The organism is Variovorax sp. V35, assembly GCF_041154465.1.
Classification (GTDB): domain Bacteria; phylum Pseudomonadota; class Gammaproteobacteria; order Burkholderiales; family Burkholderiaceae_C; genus Variovorax; species Variovorax boronicumulans.
In genome coordinates, this window is the sequence record NZ_AP028666.1 from 6,657,134 (window position 1) to 6,676,674 (window position 19,541).

At 60.0% G+C, this 19,541-nt stretch carries 13 protein-coding genes and 1 pseudogene; 8 read left to right on the forward strand and 6 right to left on the reverse strand.

All coding sequences use genetic code 11. The annotated features are described in order from the left end of the window. The first annotated feature begins 2 nt into the window (after window positions 1–2). Together acs and ACAM42_RS30735 are read left to right on the forward strand one after the other, a co-directional pair. On the forward strand, window positions 3–1,970 hold the full coding sequence (gene acs / locus ACAM42_RS30730; RefSeq protein WP_369630408.1) for an acetate--CoA ligase: 1,968 nt from the start codon (window positions 3–5) through the stop codon (window positions 1,968–1,970). Between the two features lie 522 nt (window positions 1,971–2,492). Continuing rightward, window positions 2,493–3,323, forward strand: a complete 831-nt coding sequence (locus ACAM42_RS30735) for a tripartite tricarboxylate transporter substrate-binding protein (RefSeq protein ID WP_369630409.1) — start codon at window positions 2,493–2,495, stop codon at window positions 3,321–3,323. A gap of 385 nt (window positions 3,324–3,708) precedes the next feature. On the opposite strand, the gene ACAM42_RS30740 is transcribed toward ACAM42_RS30735, so the two are convergent. The 4 genes from ACAM42_RS30740 to ACAM42_RS30755 all read right to left on the reverse strand — a co-directional run bounded on the left by ACAM42_RS30740 (window position 3,709) and on the right by ACAM42_RS30755 (window position 7,080). Next, window positions 3,709–4,059, reverse strand: a complete 351-nt coding sequence (locus ACAM42_RS30740; protein WP_369630410.1) for an H-NS family nucleoid-associated regulatory protein — start codon at window positions 4,057–4,059, stop codon at window positions 3,709–3,711. 374 nt (window positions 4,060–4,433) lie between these two features. After that, window positions 4,434–5,003 carry a GIY-YIG nuclease family protein gene (locus tag ACAM42_RS30745; protein WP_369630411.1) on the reverse strand — a complete coding sequence of 190 codons (570 nt, stop codon included), beginning with the start codon at window positions 5,001–5,003 and terminating at the stop codon, window positions 4,434–4,436. A gap of 327 nt (window positions 5,004–5,330) precedes the next feature. Next, entirely contained in the window at window positions 5,331–5,513 is a 183-nt protein-coding gene (locus ACAM42_RS30750; RefSeq protein ID WP_369630412.1) for a hypothetical protein, read from the reverse strand. Window positions 5,514–5,532: 19 nt separating this feature from the next. Beyond that, entirely contained in the window at window positions 5,533–7,080 is a 1,548-nt protein-coding gene (locus tag ACAM42_RS30755) for a DUF6035 family protein (protein WP_369630413.1), read from the reverse strand. A 182-nt stretch (window positions 7,081–7,262) separates the two neighbouring features. Here ACAM42_RS30755 and ACAM42_RS30760 point away from each other — a divergent pair, with 182 nt between their 5' ends. From ACAM42_RS30760 to ACAM42_RS30785, 6 genes and pseudogenes are all read left to right on the forward strand, one after another. Continuing rightward, the gene (locus ACAM42_RS30760; protein WP_369630414.1) at window positions 7,263–8,678 is read left to right on the forward strand and encodes a protein kinase; all 1,416 of its coding nucleotides are present in this window, start codon (window positions 7,263–7,265) and stop codon (window positions 8,676–8,678) included. Between the two features lie 63 nt (window positions 8,679–8,741). After that, window positions 8,742–9,872 carry an AAA family ATPase gene (locus ACAM42_RS30765; protein ID WP_369630415.1) on the forward strand — a complete coding sequence of 377 codons (1,131 nt, stop codon included), beginning with the start codon at window positions 8,742–8,744 and terminating at the stop codon, window positions 9,870–9,872. Between the two features lie 12 nt (window positions 9,873–9,884). Next, window positions 9,885–11,261 (forward strand): hypothetical protein, encoded by a 1,377-nt coding sequence (locus tag ACAM42_RS30770; protein ID WP_369630416.1) that lies wholly within the window; start codon window positions 9,885–9,887, stop codon window positions 11,259–11,261. 670 nt (window positions 11,262–11,931) lie between these two features. Continuing rightward, on the forward strand, window positions 11,932–12,762 hold the full coding sequence (locus tag ACAM42_RS30775) for a hypothetical protein (RefSeq protein WP_369630417.1): 831 nt from the start codon (window positions 11,932–11,934) through the stop codon (window positions 12,760–12,762). After that, on the forward strand, window positions 12,755–15,976 hold the full coding sequence (locus ACAM42_RS30780) for a DEAD/DEAH box helicase (protein ID WP_369630418.1): 3,222 nt from the start codon (window positions 12,755–12,757) through the stop codon (window positions 15,974–15,976). Before ACAM42_RS30775 ends, ACAM42_RS30780 begins: the two co-directional genes overlap by 8 nt. A 305-nt stretch (window positions 15,977–16,281) precedes the next feature. Then, window positions 16,282–17,022, forward strand: a pseudogene (locus ACAM42_RS30785) (transposase). A gap of 152 nt (window positions 17,023–17,174) precedes the next feature. Here the strand turns inward: ACAM42_RS30785 and ACAM42_RS30790 are convergent. Together ACAM42_RS30790 and ACAM42_RS30795 are read right to left on the reverse strand one after the other, a co-directional pair. Then, window positions 17,175–18,281, reverse strand: a complete 1,107-nt coding sequence (locus ACAM42_RS30790; RefSeq protein WP_369630419.1) for an ImmA/IrrE family metallo-endopeptidase — start codon at window positions 18,279–18,281, stop codon at window positions 17,175–17,177. A gap of 10 nt (window positions 18,282–18,291) precedes the next feature. After that, a complete protein-coding gene (locus ACAM42_RS30795; protein WP_369630420.1) occupies window positions 18,292–18,975 on the reverse strand; it encodes a hypothetical protein in 684 nt (227 codons plus the stop codon). Window positions 18,976–19,541 lie beyond the last annotated feature (566 nt).

A 19,541-nucleotide genomic window follows, 5' to 3' on the forward strand; every position in this document is an offset into this window, starting at 1 on the left:
CCATGAGCGACAACGAATCGACGTCCCATCCAATTCCGCCCCCCGCCATGGAGAACGCTTCCGTGTCCGGCATGGCCGCCTATGAACGGCTGGTGGCCGAGGCCGAAGCCGACCACAGCAGCTACTGGTCGCGCCTCGCGCGTGAATTTCTGAGCTGGAAGACGCCGTTCACCCGAGGACTCGACGACAGCCAGGCGCCGTTCTTCAAGTGGTTCGCGGATGGCACGCTGAACGTGTCCTACAACTGCCTGGACCGCCAGGTCGAGCGTGGCCTGGGCGACAAGACCGCAATCGTCTTCGAAGCTGACGACGGGCTGGTGACGCAGGTGAGCTACCGCGAGCTACTGGCGCGCACCTGCCGCCTGGCCAATGCACTGAAGGCGCGCGGCGTGAAGAAAGGCGACCGCGTCGTCATCTACATGTCGATGAGCATCGAAGGCGTGGTCGCGATGCAGGCCTGCGCGCGCATCGGCGCCACCCATTCGGTGGTGTTCGGCGGCTTCTCGGCGCAGAGCCTGCGCGACCGCATCCAGGATGCCGGCGCCGCGATGGTCATCACCGCCGACGAACAGTTACGCGGCGGCAAGCGGCTGCCGCTCAAAGCCATAGTCGACGAAGCCATTGCGCTGGGCGACTGCGAAAGCGTCCACAACGTCATCGTCTACAGGCGCACCCGCGGCGCCATCGAATGGGTGGCGTCACGCGACCGCTGGCTGCATGAGGAGATGCAAGACCAGGCCGAGACCTGCGAACCCGAATGGGTTGGGGCCGAGCACCCCCTGTTCATCCTCTACACCTCGGGCTCGACCGGTAAACCCAAGGGTGTGCAGCATTCCAGTGGTGGCTACCTGCTGCACGCGGCGCTGACCACCGCATGGACCTTCGACCTGAAGCCCGACGACGTGTTCTGGTGCACCGCCGATATCGGCTGGGTCACGGGCCACACGTACATCGCCTACGGCCCGTTGGCGCTAGGAGCGACCGAGGTCATGTTCGAAGGCGTCCCCACCTACCCCGACGCGGGGCGCTTCTGGCAGATGATCCAGGACCATCAGGTCAGCGTTTTCTATACCGCACCGACGGCGATCCGCTCGCTGATCAAGGTGGCCGAAGCCAACGAAGCCGTGCACCCGAAGCGCTACGACTTGTCGAGCCTGCGCATCCTGGGCTCGGTGGGCGAGCCAATCAATCCTGCCGCCTGGGAGTGGTTCCACGAGCACATCGGCGGTGGCCGCTGCCCAATCGTCGACACCTTCTGGCAAACGGAGACGGGCGGCCACATGATCACGCCGCTGCCGGGCGCCACGCCGCTGGTGCCGGGCTCGTGCACCCTGCCCTTCCCGGGCATCGACGCGGCCATCGTCGACGAGACCGGTACCGACGTGCCCAACGGCCAGGGCGGCATCCTCGTGGTGAAGAAGCCCTGGCCGAGCATGATTCGCACAATCTGGGGCGACCCCGAGCGCTTCAAGGCGAGCTACTATCCGCCCGAACTCAGGGGCTACTACCTCGCTGGTGACGGCGCTATCCGCGATGCCGAGACCGGCTACTTCACGATCACCGGGCGCATCGACGACGTGCTCAACGTCTCAGGCCATCGCATGGGGACGATGGAGATCGAGTCGGCCCTGGTGTCCTGCACCGAACTCGTGGCTGAAGCCGCGGTGGTTGGCCGTCCCGACGAAACCACCGGCGAGGCGATCTGTGCCTTCGTGGTGCTCAAGCGCCCGCGCCCAGTCGGCGAGGAAGCCATGCAGATCGCCAATGAGCTGCGCAACTGGGTCGCCAGGGAGATTGGCCCGATCGCCAAGCCCAAAGACATCCGCTTCGGCGACAACCTTCCGAAGACGCGAAGCGGCAAGATCATGCGCAGACTGCTGCGCTCGGTGGCGAGGGGGGAAACCATCACGCAGGACACCTCGACGCTGGAGAATCCCGCCATTTTGGAGCAGCTAACGCAGAAGAGCTGATAGTCAGTACGCACTGAATACAAAGGGACTCTCCGCATCCCTCCAGTCGTCGTCGCATACAAAACCAACTGCCAGCCGTTCGATTGGATTGCTTTCGCCGATTCGATCCTGGAGAAGCTGCGTCGACTTTTCTCGCATATCTGCGGGACTGCACGCTAGCTCAACTCTCACTCGGTGATGGTTCAATATTCAATCGACACCCAGCAACCACAACAGCGTCAACCAACTTTGTGGAAAGCCTGTCGCTCTATGTCACCTTGCACTACACCCAGAGCAGTTCGGCAATAGCCTCACTTCCTGAATCATTGGCGAGAAAGTACGCGGCGCCTGACGCTCTGGCCATCCCTCCCCTCAAGTTGCCGCGGCCGGTCCGTTCCGTAGGCCTGATATGGCTCAGGGGCCATCCGCTCACCGACAGTGCCCGGCTCGTCGTGACGTGTATCGAAGAGGTCGACAACGATCTTGCCACGGTCAACCAGAGATCAATTCTTGTGCTCGGCCACCGGCGCCGTACTCGACACCGTGGCACGCAGTTTCAACGCCGAATTGGCCAAAGAACTGCACGCCACCGTCATCGTCGAGAACCGCCCGGGCGCGGGTGGCAGCGTCGGCACATCTGCGGCCGCCAAAGTCACTGACCAGAACACGCTGCTGATGACGGCGGCGAGCCACAACTTCGCCGGCCATCTGTACCGCAATCCCGGCTACGACCCGATCAAGGATTTCACCGGCGTTGCCGATGTCGGCAACTCCGGCTTCGTCATCGCAGCGCCTGGCGGCTTGGGTGTCAACACACTGCAGGACTATGTCAAGCTGCTTAAGAGTAAGCCCGGGCAGCTCAACTACTCATCCGCAGGCAACGGCGGCGCCACACACCTGGGCATGGCGGCGTTCCTGTCTGCCGCAGGCGCGCAGATGCAGCACGTACCGATGAAGGCCACCGGCGAGGCGGTCAACGAGGTGCTGGCCGGTCGCGCACAAGGGACCATGGCCGCGACCATGGGCCTCACTGGCTTCGCCAATGATCCACGCATCAAGCTTCTGGCCTATACGGGCGCCAAACGCTCGCGCTTCATGTCCGACGTACCTACGGTCGCAGAGTCTGGGATTCCCGGTTTCAAATACGACACTTGGTTCGCCGTGCTCGCGCCTGCCAGTATGCCCAAGGCAGAGGTGGACAAGTTTCATACCGCACTGGGTAAGGTGCTGGCCGATCCAGTGGTGCAAGACCGACTCCTGCGCCTGGGCATGGAGCCCGGCACCATGACGGTTGACGAGCTCAATCGAATGGTGAGGGCAGACTACGAGGCGGCCGGCGCCTTGGTGAGATCGACCGGCGCGCGCATCGAATGAGGGAGTCTCACGATGTCCATCAACATCCCGCGATCCAAACTTCATTTGCGCCTTTGCGCACCATGACCAGTTACTCGCAAGGCAGGCGTCGTCCTCCGCAGGAGGCATCAGATTTGCGCAACCGTGAGTTGTCCCATGGCCGCCGTTGGTACTACGAATCCAGGCATTGCCAACTGGAATGAGCCGCCATCTGGCCGCAAAGCCGGGGGCCGCCACGCACTACCGTAGATTGGTCGCTACCGAGCCAGCTCGCGCTACATCGCAGTCAAGAAACGAGTAGATCTGGCCCGACGGAAATCCGCCGCTGGCGCAACCGCAGCAGACCGTCGAAACCTCTCCTACCACCTTAGCTCAAGTGCTGTGGTGGTGCCGGCTGGAGCCAATACTACTTGGCGAGCAACTCGTCGGTTGACTTTCCTCCTTCAAGGGCAGCTTTGAACCAGGCGGGACGAGGACCACGGCCACTCCATGTGTTGCCCTGCTCATCTCTGAACTTCGGCGCACGAGGTTCGCTTGACTTCTTGGTCTTGACGGTCCTATTTTTTACATTCTTCTTTGGCACAGCTACGCCGCCATTCACCTTTCCAAAACCCAGGTCCGCGGCACTGAAGCCATACACAGCGATCGCCTCCTTGATGCGACTGAGCACACCGTCCGCTTCTTTCTTACGCAGCTGTTCGGCCTCGCGTTGCAATTGCGCAATCTGATTTTGAACCTGGAGGAATGTCTTTGCCATAGGAGCTTTCAATTGAGAAGGGCTCGAGCTTAAACCCTGAGGACCTGCTGCTTGTGTCGGTATTCTTCCCTACTCACGGAGAACTTTCTCGCTCATGACTTTCCTTGTGCGATAGAACGATCTTCACAAGCAAGGACGAACCTCCGCGCTGTGTCACCATGACCTCACGAGCCGCGTACAAACGCCCCTCGTCAGAGAGAAGCAAAAGAACACCTCGAGAGGCGTCTGACTCGGTAGCTGGCCCCGCCTGCAGGATTGAGTACGAGCAGGCTGCTCAGCACTAGATGCGCAACATCTTTCTTCTTCGCCCGATCTGGCTGAACCTCCGCAAGTACGGCATCAGGGAGCGCGCCCTGATCTGTGGATTGACTACCTCATTGCCGCAGCAGCATTTCGTCCGTCAGGTGTCCATGGTCAAAAAGGAACTTTTTACCCTCACTCGTGATTCTCCAAGTTGAGCCGCTCCATTCGTCTCGAGGTCTTTTCTCTGAAGCGAATCGAAGCTCTTTCAGGTGAGCAAGACGCGCTTCAATCTTGAGAGCCGGCTCCTCTTTGAACCACCTGACAATCTCATGTTCGCTATACCCATACATCCGTTGTTCTCCCGTGAGGGAAACGAGAAGACTTATGGTCACAAGCTCGAGGTCGTGTGTGCGCTTGCGATTGGGTTCTTGGGGCAACGGCACCGAGGTCTCCATTGCTTCAAGCAGCACGGGCATTGCCTTCCTTAACAGATCAGCAATTGAGCCTTCGAAGAACTCCCGATTTTCAGAGTACCGACAGTTCGTTAGCAACGCGTGTAACTCTGCTTCAACTCGGACGGGATCGGCCACAGAGATGCAGGCCGCAAGCATGAACGGAGAGGGAACACCCGTAGAGTTGAGTTGGCGAATACGAGACTCAATATCCTGAGTGGTCTGTCCAATTTTGACGAGTCCAGGCATGGACCTATTGGTTAGGAAGTAGATATATCCACGCACCATATTTGGGCCCTCACGGGCAAGCGAACGAAGAAGCGTCCGTGCCGCATAACGCATTCATGATGCGTCGTACTGTAATACGGCGCTCGCGGCAGTAGCGTGGAGTCGATTGTGGGCAAATGATCGCGGCGCGTCATGGGAGAGTGTTCACGAGAAGCGGAGCTAGGCCATGGTAGGAGTATCTACCTCTCAGGGTGGCGGCTTAGAAATCAAGGAGGCATTCGCGGAGCACAGTGAACTACTCATGTTCTCACTCAACCTCACTTCAGAACACGATCCGCTCGAAGTGCTTCACTTCGCTTGGCCCAGGCATAGAGACCCCAGTTGCGCCGGTAACGCACGCAGGATCCGCGCGGGCACGTCGCCTGCGAGCAGGGCGCGCGTAGGGCCGATCATCGCGCCCGCGAACATCCGCGTCACCAGTTCGAAGTCCGCGTAGCGCACGTCGGATGCGCTTGCCAGCAAGCGCGGCAATCCCCTGAACCATCCTGTCCTATCGCGGCAACGGGGCAAGCTCCGGGAACAGCCACTCGAACAGCTGCCTGTGGGTTTCATCCACCTCATATCGGGCCTCCCGGTCTTTCATCGCCTGCTTGTAGCGCTTGACCTTCATCGCCCACTTCCCGCTTTGGTCCTGCTCAGCGAGGAGCTGGCCGCGGCCGAACACCTCGAGCGCACGGCGAAACCAGCGCAAGTATTTCGGGTACGACTCGACGACGTAGTGCGCGACTTCAATGAAGTGGCGCCGGCGAATGCCAACGGGCCGGCCGTGCTTGGCCGAGTAGAAGACATTGAGCATGGCCACCGGCAAGTATCGAACATGCTCTCTGCCATACGTGGCAAGGCAGCTTGCGTCCAGCATTCCCCAATCGTTCCAATGCACCGGAGCGCTCTCTGGAAAGTCCCAGACACTGTCCTCCAGATCCTCCTGCGAGCGCCTGCTGCCAGCCACCTCGAGCCACCACGCTTCGAAATAGGCGGGCCAACTCCTCCGCTCTTCCTCAAGAGCGGCCTGACATTCGGCTTTCCGACCTCGATAGTCGAAGTAGTAAGCCTGCTGTCGCTCGGTATCAAGCGTCAGTTGGAAGAACGATACGCGTTGCCGTCCTAGGATTGGCAGAAAGTGCGCTGGCTTGGGCTCAGACCAAGCGCAGTCAAGCAGGAAGTCGTTGGCAGCAAGGGAAGCATCCCTGGTGTCCTTGGACACAACGAAAGCATTCTGATTGTTGATGAAGAACAGATCGTCTTGGGTCAACCGGCGGCGCTCGTTGTCAAAGCGTGCGAACACCCACACGACGAGCCCGCCCTCCTGCTGATAGAAGTTCCAGCGCTCGGCAATGACATCCAGGAACGTTGTGGACAACTGAACCTCAAAGGCGACCTTCAGGTCCCCGTACATCGCGCTGACGTCGGGCTTGCGCCAATCCCCAGTGATGGATCCCGTCCAACGGGCCTCCTGGGCGATGTCCGTGAACTTACCACTCGCGTGCAGCGAATCAGCAATCCACTGCTTCATTTCGCGGTGAAGGTAGCTCTCCTTGGCACCGTTGTACTTGCGCGCATTGATTTCGGCCTGGGACAGCTTTCCACGGGTTACCGCGCTGCAACTACCGTCTTCGACAATGTGCCGGAAGTAGAAACGTCGGGCCTTCTTCATTGACACCAGAGACACCGGGACAAAGCACTCGGGGCACAGGTATTTCGCCTGGTCCTGCTTAATCAGCCGCTTCACGTCAAACCGGAGCCGCATGACGGTTTCTTCTTCTGCTGTCAGCAAGATGGCCGCATACACCTCGGCACCCGACTCGGTATCGAAGACCTTGGGGATGGCAGGCAACTCCACGCCGAAATTCCTGCCAGATGCGACCGTCGTTTCCGCCATATCAGCAATTTTGCAGCCTTCCGGCCAAGGCGCCGACCAATGAACGTCCCACAGTCCGAGGATCTCGGGGTGGTCTCTTGGAGACAAGCGTGGGAACGACTTGTTGCCGGACGAACCTCGGTGGCGGACCCGTTGCCCCGTCGCAGCGGCGATTTGCACACCATGAAGTAGTCCGTCGAAAATCCACCCGCCACTCTGCGTCTCGACTTGGTTCTAGTGCAGAATGTAACGAAGATAAACTGCGACTCCTCAAGTCGAGCATACGGGAGGGTTATGTGGTACGCGAGGCGCATGCTTAGGCTTGCCTGGGCAAGTAGGATCGCGGCTGTCGGAGCCGCATCGTGAAGCCAGAAGATGTAGACGCTTGTCGCGCACTCGCGACGAAGTACGTCTCGACCCGTGGCGGAGGTGAGGTTGGTGTCAACCTGGGCGACGGCGGATCAGCGGCGGTTTTTCGTTGGGACACAGGTTCAGCCACCAAAGCGCTCAAGGTCTACGACCCCAAGTTCCTCAGTGGTCCGGCGGCTCCTGCGGAGCGCTTCCGCCTCGGCTTGCAACGTCGTTTCATCGGAAATCACTGCCCGCCCCTTATCGACACGTTGGAGGTTGCCGAAGAACATGGCACCAGCTTCGTCGAGATGGAGTTCTTCCCGGGGAAAGAGCTTAAGAGAGTCCTGGCTGATGTACCTGACGACGCTATCGCGCCCGTCATTGGTCAGCTGGTCGCCGCCGTTCAGTTCCTGGACTCACTTGGGATAGTCCATCGCGACATCAAGCCGGAGAACATTCTGGTGTCGGCCGACTTCAAGGAGATGAAGCTGCTGGACCTGGGCATCATTCGTGAAATCACCGAAGTTGAAGACCGTCCGGACGGCACTGACCACGGTGAACGGCGCCCCTTCATCGCCACCGCTCAGTACAGCTCGCCCGAGTATCTTTTCAGGCTTGAAGCCCCTTCGCCGACACTGTGGAAGGCTCTCAGCATCTACCAGGTCGGAGGCGTTCTTCACGACTTGGTATGCAGACGACCACTGTTCGAGAGGGCCGTTGCCGCTGACAACAAGTACGCTTTGGCCATGGCGGTGATGAAAGAGCAGCCGGACTTCGCGGGTGTTCCAGCCCACCTGTCGGCCTGGGCCGCCTTGGCCGCCAGGTGCCTCGCGAAGGACAGTCGGGTCAGGCTGCAGTCCGTCGATTGGAGGGATTTCGCCGTCGCAACCGAATCGCCCGCAGACCGCCTTCGCCGGGCTCTTTCAGGCCGCGCTGCTCGAGCTGTCAAAGCAGAAGAAGTTCTGGCTCAAGCGGTGACCCTGGGCCTGCAGCGTGCGGCCGCTCTGAACGACCTGATCAACGGGGTCAGACGCCAACTGCTGACCGACTTCTCTCCTCAGCTTCGAATCGCATTGCAGGCTGTCGATGAGCATCGGGGCATCCTGCGCCTGACGCTCGACGCTTGTGCCCTGGAAGTGCTGGTGGCGCTGGAGTGCCGCTGGGAAGAGGGTATTCGCGAAGCGATCGGAACCGTTTCACTGGCTGCCATAGCAGTCCAGCAGCAAGGGGAAGGCTCGCCGCCGGAAACCTTCAGCGGTGCTCGACGATTCGTCGGAGAGCTTTCTGTCGGTCCCCCTTCAATGCCACTGTTAACGAGCGTCATCGAGGCAGTGAGTCAACTGACGGTCAAGCATGCCGAGCTGGTCGATGCCGCCATCGCCACGGCAGGACTTGACCTCGTCGCCATGTGCTGGCCGCCAGCCTGAGCGAGAGCGCGACCTACGAAAGGAGAGGTGATGAAGGGTAGTTGGTGGACAACAATCGAGCAGATGGATGCCGACCAGCGGGCGTTCGTTCGAATTGGCGCCGATGGTCGACACCTGTTGGTTGGACCGCCTGGGTGCGGGAAAACAAATCTGTTGCTGATGCGGGCCAGGTACATCTTTGGTCTGGGTCTGAAGAATGTACTCTTCCTGACGTACACGCGGGCGCTGGCTGACTTCATCCGTGCTGGCGTGGCCTCCAAGAAGGGGCTTCTTGAGCCGGAGCAGATTCAGACTTTCTCATACTGGGCCCTCAAGCACATCGCGACCTACGCACCCGAGAAGATGTCCACTCTCGACCGCAAGGCTTCCTACGAGACCTATCGACAGCAGGTGATGGCGGCCCTGGCGGTGGCCAACACCCGTATCGAGGGTGTGAACCTTTACGACGCGGTGCTGGTGGACGAGGTCCAGGATTTGCACATCGACGAGATTCAGGCGCTCCTGCGCGTCTCCGAGCGCGTCACCGTCGCAGGTGATGCAAAGCAGATGGTGTATGAATCGGGCGGCAGCATCGGCATGCTAGAAACCCTCGGATTCCACAAGACGGAGCTACGCTTCCACTACCGAATCGGCACTGCGATTGCCGACGTGGCCGACAAAGCTCTCCAGCCAGCGGACCCCGCCAACCGCCTCCGTGCGAACTGCAACTACCGCGAAGACGAGCAGCAGTCTCGCGCGCGCCTGACCGAGTTCGCCAGCCGTGACGAGCAGTTCGCCGCCATGCACAAGAGCATCGCCAGGCAGCTGCGCAGCTACCCCAATGAAGGAATCGGCGTCATCGTTCCCCGTACCTTCCTACTGCAGGAGCTCAAGGCGAAATTCGCAGCAGCGGAGCCCCTGGCGGGCGACGTGGCCTTCCACGACGAGGACGATGAAGAGCACGGCTTCAGCTCAGGCAAAAATGTGCACGTCATCTCGCTGAAGTCGTCGAAGGGTGCTGAATTTCGTGCAGTGCACCTGTACGGTCTCGAAGAGCTCAAGTACCCCCAGGTCCGCCGCGAACTCGTATTCACGGCGGTCACGAGGGCCAAGACCTCGCTCGACGGCTACTTCACCGGTAAGGTGCTGAGTTCAGTTTCTTCGGCTTTCGCTGAGGCGCCTGTAGCGCCCCTGTCTCCCGAAGACCTCATCTGAAACGAACGAAATATGAAACTAGATTGGCATTCCGCAGACCGAGAGCAGGTCATCGACGCCCTGCGGAGGGTCGGCCCGTCGCCGATGTTTGGGTCAAGTTTTCCGAGCAGTAGCGACCTCGGGCAAGTTCGCTACGCCGTCTCACACGACGACGACGTCATCAACCGTCGCGTCAAGGTTGTTCTTCTCGGCGATGAGCGCAAGGAGTTCTTCTCCTGGGCATCGACCTACGCCGAAGACGTTTTTCCGGTGTCGATGTGTGCACGCGTCATGCTCATGAGCGATTGGCTCGCGCTCGAGTTCGACCATCGGCGCGATTGGGTCGACTTCAAGAACTCGAGTGTCTGGGCCTCCATCTTGCTGGGCGAGCTTCTCGGTCAGTCGCAGGGTGACGTCGATGCTGCGTCGGCACCTATCGGCCGTGCGCCCGCGTGCTTCAGTTATGCAGTCGCTCGCGCTGACCTTCTCTATCCAGGAAACCCGAATGCCCGCACGGAAGTGATGAAACGGCTTACCTCAACGGGAAGAGATGGGCGATTCGGACGGCGTGCGATAGGTCCTGAGGCCTTGTCCCCGGTTTGGTCTATCTGTCAGCAGCTTTCTCACCTGCCAAGCGAAGACCTTGCCTCGCCGGGCACCATTATCAAAATTCTGGAGGCAGTGGACCCTGAAGCGGCGGCGTTGCTGAGCAGTACAGAGCTCCTGTCCAGCGATTTCGCAGAACATCGAATTGAAGGGTTCGATGCGTTGGTCGACCAGCTGTTCTACCGTCGTACGCCAACGGAGCACAGAGTTGGCGGAATCGCACCCGCACTTGCGGCAGCAGCGTTGCTTGCAGGGAGAAGCACGAGCCATATACAGCTGCTGGCGCCTGTGGGGCGCGAGCTTCCCGAGGTCTTGGCGTGGTTCGGAATGTTTGCGGGCCTACTCGGTCAAGGTTATTGGGACCTTGCGTGGACCCGAAGTACGAAGTCGGTCGACCGGCTCTTGCGTCAGCCGTTTCGTGTGGACGAGCCGGTTCGGGCCGACCTCTGCTGGATTGAGTTCGAGTGGCTGTCAGAGATGTTTGGCTCTAGCGAAGTATTCGCCGAGCTACCAAAGAGCGCCCCGAGGAGCCTCTTGGTCGAAGTCCTTCCTGGCGTGGAATTTCAACTTCGTCTGCCTTCAAGCGGGCGCGCGAATGAGCAAGCCTCGACATTTAGTGAGCCAGCAATCTCGTCCATGGCTGTAGATGAGGCTTTGAAGTTCATCGAAGCTGCACATTCGCTGCTGCGTGGGGGCTCGCCCAATAAGCAGTCGGACCTCTTCGGTACTGCGAGCCCACCACCGCCCACAAAAAAGGGAAAGACCGGCGGCACCGGCTCTCGTGGAAGCAAGCAGAAGTCCTGACGGATGTCCGCCTGTCGTCCGGCAGCAGCCCAGTGCCTAGCATCGTAATGGTCGGGAGTTCCAGTTTGCCCAAGCACGACTGGCCATTCGCCTAACCACCGCCGAGTACCCGGTCCTGAAGGTAGTGCGGTCATGGGCCGGTTTCGTGTCGGATGGCAGGTGACGGTTGCTGCCGACATTCAGGTCGCGGACAGTGGATGACTTGGTTCAGTCTGAAGGTGCTGCAGCCGAGGACTCCAGGCCCACCGCTGCCTTCGCCTTATGCAACCGCCCCGAGCGCGTGTCTCGATTAGGCCGTTTCAGCGACACGCGAGTACAGGCGTTTCTCCATTTGCCGAGCGCCGCGGACGCTAAGCAACATCGAGCACTACGCTGCTGCATTCCGCGACTCGCGCCGCTGCCCTCCGAGGCCTGTCGATCACCCCATTCTCTACACAACACAGGTCCCGGGCACGGAGGCCGGCGCAATGGTTCAATGGCTGGGCGTGAAGTCCTGGGGCCGGCGGGGAGACCGACCTGTCTTTTTTCCCCGTGGGTGCGCAGGATCGCGGCTGCGAACGATAGAGTTCATGCCTGTTGCCATCCCGGGAAGCCGGGCGGGGCAGGCACAGGCAGCCACCCGATCACTTTTGGACCGGCTGGCGGCCCCTATGCGTCGTTGGAGTGAGCATTGATAAATTCGATTCCTGTCAAGGTAGACAAAGATGTTTCGGGTCTGAACTGGGAGGTCAGTGATCCTCAGGAACTCGCCAGGCTCATCGGCGTGCTGGCGGTCGGGCAGGCCGCACATGCAGCGCGGATCTTGGAAAAGCTCGTACCAAATGCTCCTGCGGTTTCCGTGGCCGCCTTCAACGATGCCGCATGCGCGCAGCTAAGGATCAAGAGAGGGCTGACGGCGGAGCAGAAGACTGCAGCAATTGCGCATCGCGATGGATTTCTCTTCGAGTGCATTGCCTGGATCGCAACCCGTCAGAGCGCGAATGGGCGGACTTTCCTGAAGGACCCCCACATTAGCGCGACATCGCAGGGTCTTGACGGACTGGTGATCGAGCTTGAACCCAGACGGCAGAGGATCAGGGCTGTGACGATCTGCGAGGAAAAATGCACCATCACCCCTCGCAAACTGTTCAAGTCGCAGGTCATGCCCACCTTCACCGAGCACCATGCGGGAAGCAAGCGAAGCCGTGAACTGCTCGCGACGGCGGTGGATATCATCAAGACCAACTTTGCAGACACGACCGCTGCGACGAGGGCTGCGGCCAGGGTCATCGACCTGGACTGCCGTCACTACCGCGCCGCCCTAACCGTCAGTCCGCCGATGGCCACTGCAGCGGACCGCGCAAAGCTTTTCGCTGACTACAAGGATCTGGCCAATATCAAGCAGGCTCAGCGGATCGGTGCGACCTTTGTGGTGCATAACGACCTGCGTGGTTGGTTCGAGAAACTCGCAAAATCCGTCATCGCGGAAATCAAGAGCGGCGAGGTGAAGAAGCGTGTTTGACGCGAACAGCGCGCAGCTGCTTGAGGCTGCTCCCGCCGTCCCTGGACTGGATCCGGCGAAACTCCCAGAACTGCTGACGCGCCACTATGCGCAACTCGTTGCCCGGCGCCTGCGAAATTCCCAGGAGGAAGAGCGCAGCGACGCGCAGTGGCCCCTGGAGCGCATCGCCGACGTCTACGAGATCATTGCCTCGGTGAACGAGGATGCGGACACGCGGCGCCCCGCCGCGTTCGTCTCCGGTACCGCGCAGCAAATCCTGGCGCGCGAGACGGCAGCGACCCAAATGAACCGCGTCGCCGCGCTCAGCCGCGAGCAGCTCGCGGCATCGATGGCGTCCGCGCTGCTGTTCTTCATCGCGGAGCAATATGCCGACGCCTTTGAGGCCGGAGGCCTGATCGACCTCAGTACCGGCAGCGTGGAGGTCCGGCGCTTGGCCGCACACGTTCGGGATTTCGTGCGTGGAAGGGTCCAAGCCATCGCGGACCGAAGGTCGCAGACGGATGCAGACTCTTCCCCGGACCTGAACATCGAGGAACAGGCGTTTCGCCGGCTTGCGTCCACGCTTGCCGACGGGATCGAGTTCCTTGCGCTCGATGTGCTTTCCGAGCCGCCGTCGGGGGACGTCAGCCACCGCCGGCAGGCAAGGAACAGGTTCCGGCAGGTGCTGGCGCTGTCGGGCCACTCGGGCGAATGGGAGGGGCTGGACGGTGTTCTTCGCACCTCCTATCCGGGGCCAGCTCACCTGGCCTCGCTCCTGCTTGCCGCGAGCGATGGACTGGATGCAGTATGCCTAACAAAGTTGCCGCCCCCGAAGGGCTCGGACGAGGACTTCTGGAAGGGCTGGCTGCAATTCAGGGCCCAAGACAACCCCTATGTCTGGCACAACCATCGCGAGGCCATAGCCAGGGGTTTTCATCAGGTTGGCATGAACTCGGTCCTAGTCCTGCCTACCGGCGCCGGCAAGACAACGGTGTCGACGCTGAAGATCGCAGGTACGCTTGCCAGCGGCAAGAAGGTGGTGTTCCTGGTCCCGACCCACGCCCTGGCGGAACAGGTCACTGGCGACTTGCAAGGCCTTTTTCCTTCTGACCGCTTCGGCATGAAGGTCTCCGCAGAGTTTGACTCCCTGCTCGTCGAGGGCAGCTCGCTTCAGGATATCGAGGTCATGACGCCCGAGGGGTGCCTGGCCATGCTGTCGTACCTGCCCGAGTCGTTCAGCGACGTCGGCCTGCTGGTCTTCGACGAGTGCCATCTGCTGAGCCCAGAAAGCGGCAGGATCGGCCGCGCCCTGGATGGGATGCTGTGCCTCCTGACATTCTGCGAGCAGGTTCCCGATGCCGATCTGCTGTTCTTGTCGGCGATGCTGAAGAACGCGGATGAGTTCGGCGACTGGATCGCCGACCTCACGGGCCGCGACTGCGCCGTTGTGGAGCTACTTTGGAAGCCCAGCCGGCAGGCGCGCGGTGTGGTGGTCTATCGGGGTAGCGATATCACCGCGGCCGAAAAGGAGGCCCTGTCGACCCAGCAACAGCTGGATGAGGAGAAGAACAAGGTTGCCGCGAGCCTGCGAACGGATGCCAAAAAGGTGCTGGTCGCCAGGCCCTATGCCGTCTGGGGTTTGCGACACAACTGGGCCGACGTGCCGGACGCCCGTTCTCTGACCGCTCTTTCGGACACGGCGTTCCCGCTGTCCGGCAAGTATGGGCGCTCACGGGTGACGGCGCTACCCAATGCCAACGAAACGGCCGCGCTGCTGGCAGTCTCCGCAGCCCGGGGCGGCGCCAAGTCGATCGTCTTCGTCAACACAAAGCTTGTCTCGGTGACCACCGCAAAGAAGATCTGCGGCGGCCTGGATCTCGCAGTGGCCCTGAATGATCAGGAAAAGGCATTGTGGTCCACCATCGAGGCAGAGCTCGGCCATGCGAAGCACTCGGTATTCCGCCAAGGCGATTTCGCGGCGGTTCCTCACAATGCCGCGATGCTGCGCGTCGAGCGGATGCTTTCTGAGCAGCTGTTCAAGCGTGCGGGCGGTGCGATGGCGATCGTTGCCACACCAACGCTTGCCCAGGGACTGAACCTGCCCGCTCAGATGGCTATCCTTGCGGGTGACAAACGGGCGGCTGACCAGGGCAACGGCAGAGAGAACCTCGAAGCCCACGAGCTGCTCAATGCCGCTGCGCGTGCCGGAAGGGCCGGCCATCTGGCCAACGGGATCGTCCTTCTGGTCCCTGAGCCTCTCGTGAAATTCGAGAGCAGGCGTCTTGGAGGGTCGCAGTTGGAGGCCAAACTGAATTCAGTGCTTCCGGAAGATGACCGCTGCGTCACGATCACCGACCCGCTGGAGCAAATCCTGGATCTGATCGCCAGTGGCGACACGGATGACAAGTACGTGCGCTACACGGTCAACCGGCTCGCCACCCTGGCGCCATCGGACGCCGACTCCGCTCAGATGGACAAGCTGATGGCCCGGTCTTTCGGTGCCTTCAAGGCGCGTCAGCGACAACAGGAGGATGCCTACGTGGCCAAGACGCTGGGTCTATGGACGGAGGTTCAGGAGGCGGTGGAGGACGAATGGGAGGACGTTGTACTGCGGCTCGCCTCGAAGACCGGGCTGCCACTGGATGTACTGGAGCACCTGCGCCAGAAACTTCTCGATGCCCGCGATGCGTGGCCTGACTCCGTGGTGGCATGGATTCGATTCATCTTCCTTTGGCTGAGGAACGACAGGGAGGCGCGAGAGCATCTTCTTCTCGATGTCAGGAAGGCGGCGCTCAGCGCGACCGGACAGCCAGCGACGGACGCGCTTGAAGCCCTGACGTTGCGTGCGCTCGAGCCGGCCGTGGTCGCATGGGTGAACGGCAAGCCTCTAAATGCGATCGAGCGAATACTGAAGGGCGATCCGGATTCCGGCATTGCAACGCAGTTGCTGCTGCCCCGGGCGCGCAATCTCACTTCGATCTTCATCGTGCGTGGCCTGTCATTCATCGCGGGGGTTGTCGCCAGGATGGTGGTCGAGCTAGAGATCGAGCCGGCAGCAGAAGATGACTCCCTATCGGTCATCAACGGGTTGTCCGCTGCCATCCGGCGGGGCTTCGACTCTCCGGAGAAGCTGGCATTTGCGAATCGTCACCCTGAGGTGCTGGGCCGTGTGGAGCTGCACCGCAGATACGTGGCCGAGCAGTCGTTCGACGCCGAGGACGGGGAGGACCTGTAGCAGCGGAGCTGTCTGGAACTGACGAGCAAGAGGAGCGGCAGTTTCCATCATGGTCTCCCATCGAGTGGATGGGTCATGAACATGTTCCTTCTTGATGCCACTGTCCACGAGTGACCACGCTGGTTGTGTCAGCTTCTGAGGTCAAGAACAGGTCCGCGGAGTCTTCGACTGTCCGCTCTTCCGAGCAGCAGTCACTCAACGTTGAATGGGTGACCGGCCGCTTTCAGTCGAGGCTGTGTGAAAACGCATTGAATCCGTGAATACCGTCGCCTAGATTGAGACAACGCCACGAACTAGGTTGCCACATGAAGCGATTCATCGAGCCAGGGGATCGAAGCCAGATCACGCTGCTGCCAGAGTGCCTTGACGACTACATCTCAGAAGAGAACCCCATCCGCGTAGTCGATGTCTTTGTCGATGAACTCAAGCTCTATCAGCTCGGCTTTGAAGGTGCGGAACCTGCGGCCACCGGGCGGCCGTCGTACCACCCCTCAGTGCTGTTGAAGATCTACATCTACGGCTATCTGAACCAAGTGCAATCCAGTCGACGTCTGGAGCGAGAGGCACAGCGCAATGTGGAGTTGATGTGGCTGACCGGGGCGCCTGGCCCCTGATTTCAAGACCATCGCGGACTTCCGCAAAGATCATGGTGACGCCATTCGTCTGGTGTGCTGAGAGTTCGTTCTTTTGTGCCGCCGGCTCAAGCTATTTGCCGACGGCGTCATCGCCGTGGACGGAAGCAAGTTCACCTGAAGCCGCAGTGCACCCCGGCGCCAGCCAGGCGAATCAGTCGATGGGAGTACGAGGAGGTCCTGGAAAAGGTCCAAGCACGTCTAGATGCTGCGCCCGAGGCCTCAAAGTTCAGGCAACGAACGATCGAACACGTGTTCGGCACCCTGAAAGCGTGGATGGGGGCCACGCACTTCCTGACTAAGACCTTGCCGAACGTGAAAACCGAGATGAATCTGCAGGTTCTGGCCTACAACCTCAAGCGAGCAATCAAGATCCTCGGCGCAAGTACCGTGATTGCAGAGATGAAGTCGTAGGAGCCGACTCGCGTCTTGTGGAGACGGCCGAGAATTCCGGTAGAAACTGAGTCCGCCGGCCCAACGGATCTTGCGCCCCCCATCAATGCAGCTGTTTCCACACAGCCTCAGTCTAGAGCGGTCTTCGCAGCCTCGACTCACCGCAGGCGCCCCTACACTAGACGCAACTTCGGCGGCACTCTTGGCACTGAAGCCGCATCGACCGCCCCAGAAACCACGGACAGCTTGGTCAGTTGGAAAGTTAGCGCATTGATCTCATCCACGCTGAGATTCAGGCTCTCTGCGATCTCACGGCGTCCCTGCTTGCGGCTCTGCAGAATGTCGAGCACCTTAGAGAGGAGCTGAGAGGTTTCTCTTTCTATCGGCTCTGGCTCATTGGTGCGATAGCCACTCTTGGCAATCTCTATACATAAACTCCGGTAGTTCCACTCGCTGACTAGCCCGAGAGAGTTGAACCGATATGCCAGCGCGGCCAGCGACACACCCCAATAGCGCTTCAGCTTCACTAGATACTTGATGGTGTAAGCAGGCGGCTGATTAGCCGTCACGCTTTCCTTCGGCATAAGAAAAGCTGAGGCAAACGCATCGGCCTGGCGCTCCATCTCCGGCCCATGAGTTTGACCATGTTGCATGGTGTAAGTGTCCCGCACCAGATGACCGAGCTCATGAGCGGCATCGAAGCGGCTGCGTTCAGGAGACTTGATGGTGTTAAGAAAGACAAAGGGCCTGCCTTCGTACCAGGTGCAGAAGGCGTCCACATCGCGAGTTTCTTCAGCCAGAGAAAAAACGCGGATCCCCTTGGACTCCAGTAGGTGGACCATGTTGGGAATGGGTGCATTACCCAACCCCCAAACCCTGCGCAGGGTAGCAGCAGCCTCCTCTGGGCTCAGGTCACTCAGGTCTGGCAGATCTGCCTGCGGCAAGCTGAAGCGATCTTCGACCCATTGATTGACCTTGAAGGCAATGGCACCGGCCGCGAAGGCGCAGGCCTTCATGGAGTCTGTCATCTTCGAGAGCTTGCGAAAACTCACCGCATGCTCTTTGATCTCTGGCATGTCTTCGTCAAGGAAAAAAAACTGCTGAGGGAATCTCAGCAGTTTTGCGATACGGGCCAGAAGTTCCGGGTCAGGAGCAGATGCGCCAGTCTCGTAGTTCTGCAGGCTACGGCTGGTGACACCTAACTCCTTGGCTAACTGCGCCTTGGTCAAGCGCCTTCTAACCCTGGCAAATGTGATTTGCTTGGGGTTGATTTCGGACATGATCAACTACTCAAAACGTACCCGTCTTGGGTTCAACGTCCACCGTGGCAGGCGCGTTAGGTTCGTCCTTGCGGATCGTGAAATTGGCCGGATTGTTGGGGATGCTGCCCAGAATCAGGCGAATGCCCCACTCAGTGATTTTCTTGTTATCGAAACCGGTCGGCAACGACAGCTCGAAGCGCACCTCATTCAGAACCTTGTCGTAGTGGTACAGCAGCGCCCAGACCTGAGTCTCCTTCTGCTTTTCTTTGGCGAGCTTGAAAGAGTCACGATTGAAAAGCTCCAACTGACCATTCTTCTGAACGAAGCCCTCCGCCACGGCCCCTTTTTCGGCTTGGTTCGTGGGATCCTCGAAACCGTTCTTCCCCGTTTCGCTGTTGCCCGTCATTACCACGATGGAGATGGAGCGATCGGGCGAACTGATGAAAGGGCAATTCTTCTGCTCGTGGATATGCCACTGGAGCGCCGCGAGCAATGTGCGCAGATCTTCAACGGTTTTCAGCCACTGCTGTACGCCTGCTGCCGTCGGAGCCGACGCGCGCGTGGCGTCGTTGCGCCAGCCAAGACCACCCATGATGGCGTCCTTGAACAGGACAGCATTGAGATCCGAATGCAGTTCTTGCAGGCGCGCTTCCACCTGCACCGGATCATCAATGATAGTGGCACGCCGGATGAAGGCGTTGGGGGCTGTCAACTCAAACTTCCGCACGGCAGCTTCCTTTCAATTTTCCGGAAAGTCTACCTCATATTGAGGGTGAAAAAGCGGAAATACCTACTGACACATCAACACCACGTCACCTGATACTCATGGTCGTCTGGCGCTGCTGCCGTTCGAAGCGACGCGCCCCTATCGCCCGACACGCTGATCAAGGGCGCCAGCCCATTCGAGACTCACGGTCTATTCGATGGTTGATGACCTACGTCAGTAATCTCGGCATATGGGTCGGAGGGGCCGATTGAGTCTGCCGCCTCAAGCGGCCATTGAATTGGATTGGTAGGCTTCTGAAAGCGCGCCGGGCGTGCAACTGAGAAGGTGACGTGCCTCAAGCAGAACGCTCGCAAGAGCCTCCGCCGAGGCCCTCCGATAGGTGCCCCGGCTGAGAGTCAACAGGGACACTTTGACTTGAAGGTGCGCTATTCCTGATGTGCCTGAAAATGGGGGTGCAGGGCTGGCCTTCACGTACCCCCGAGCACCAATTTCGATACCCCTCTAGATACCCCAAAGATGCGTCGGATTGGGGCATACTGCATCGGACTCAA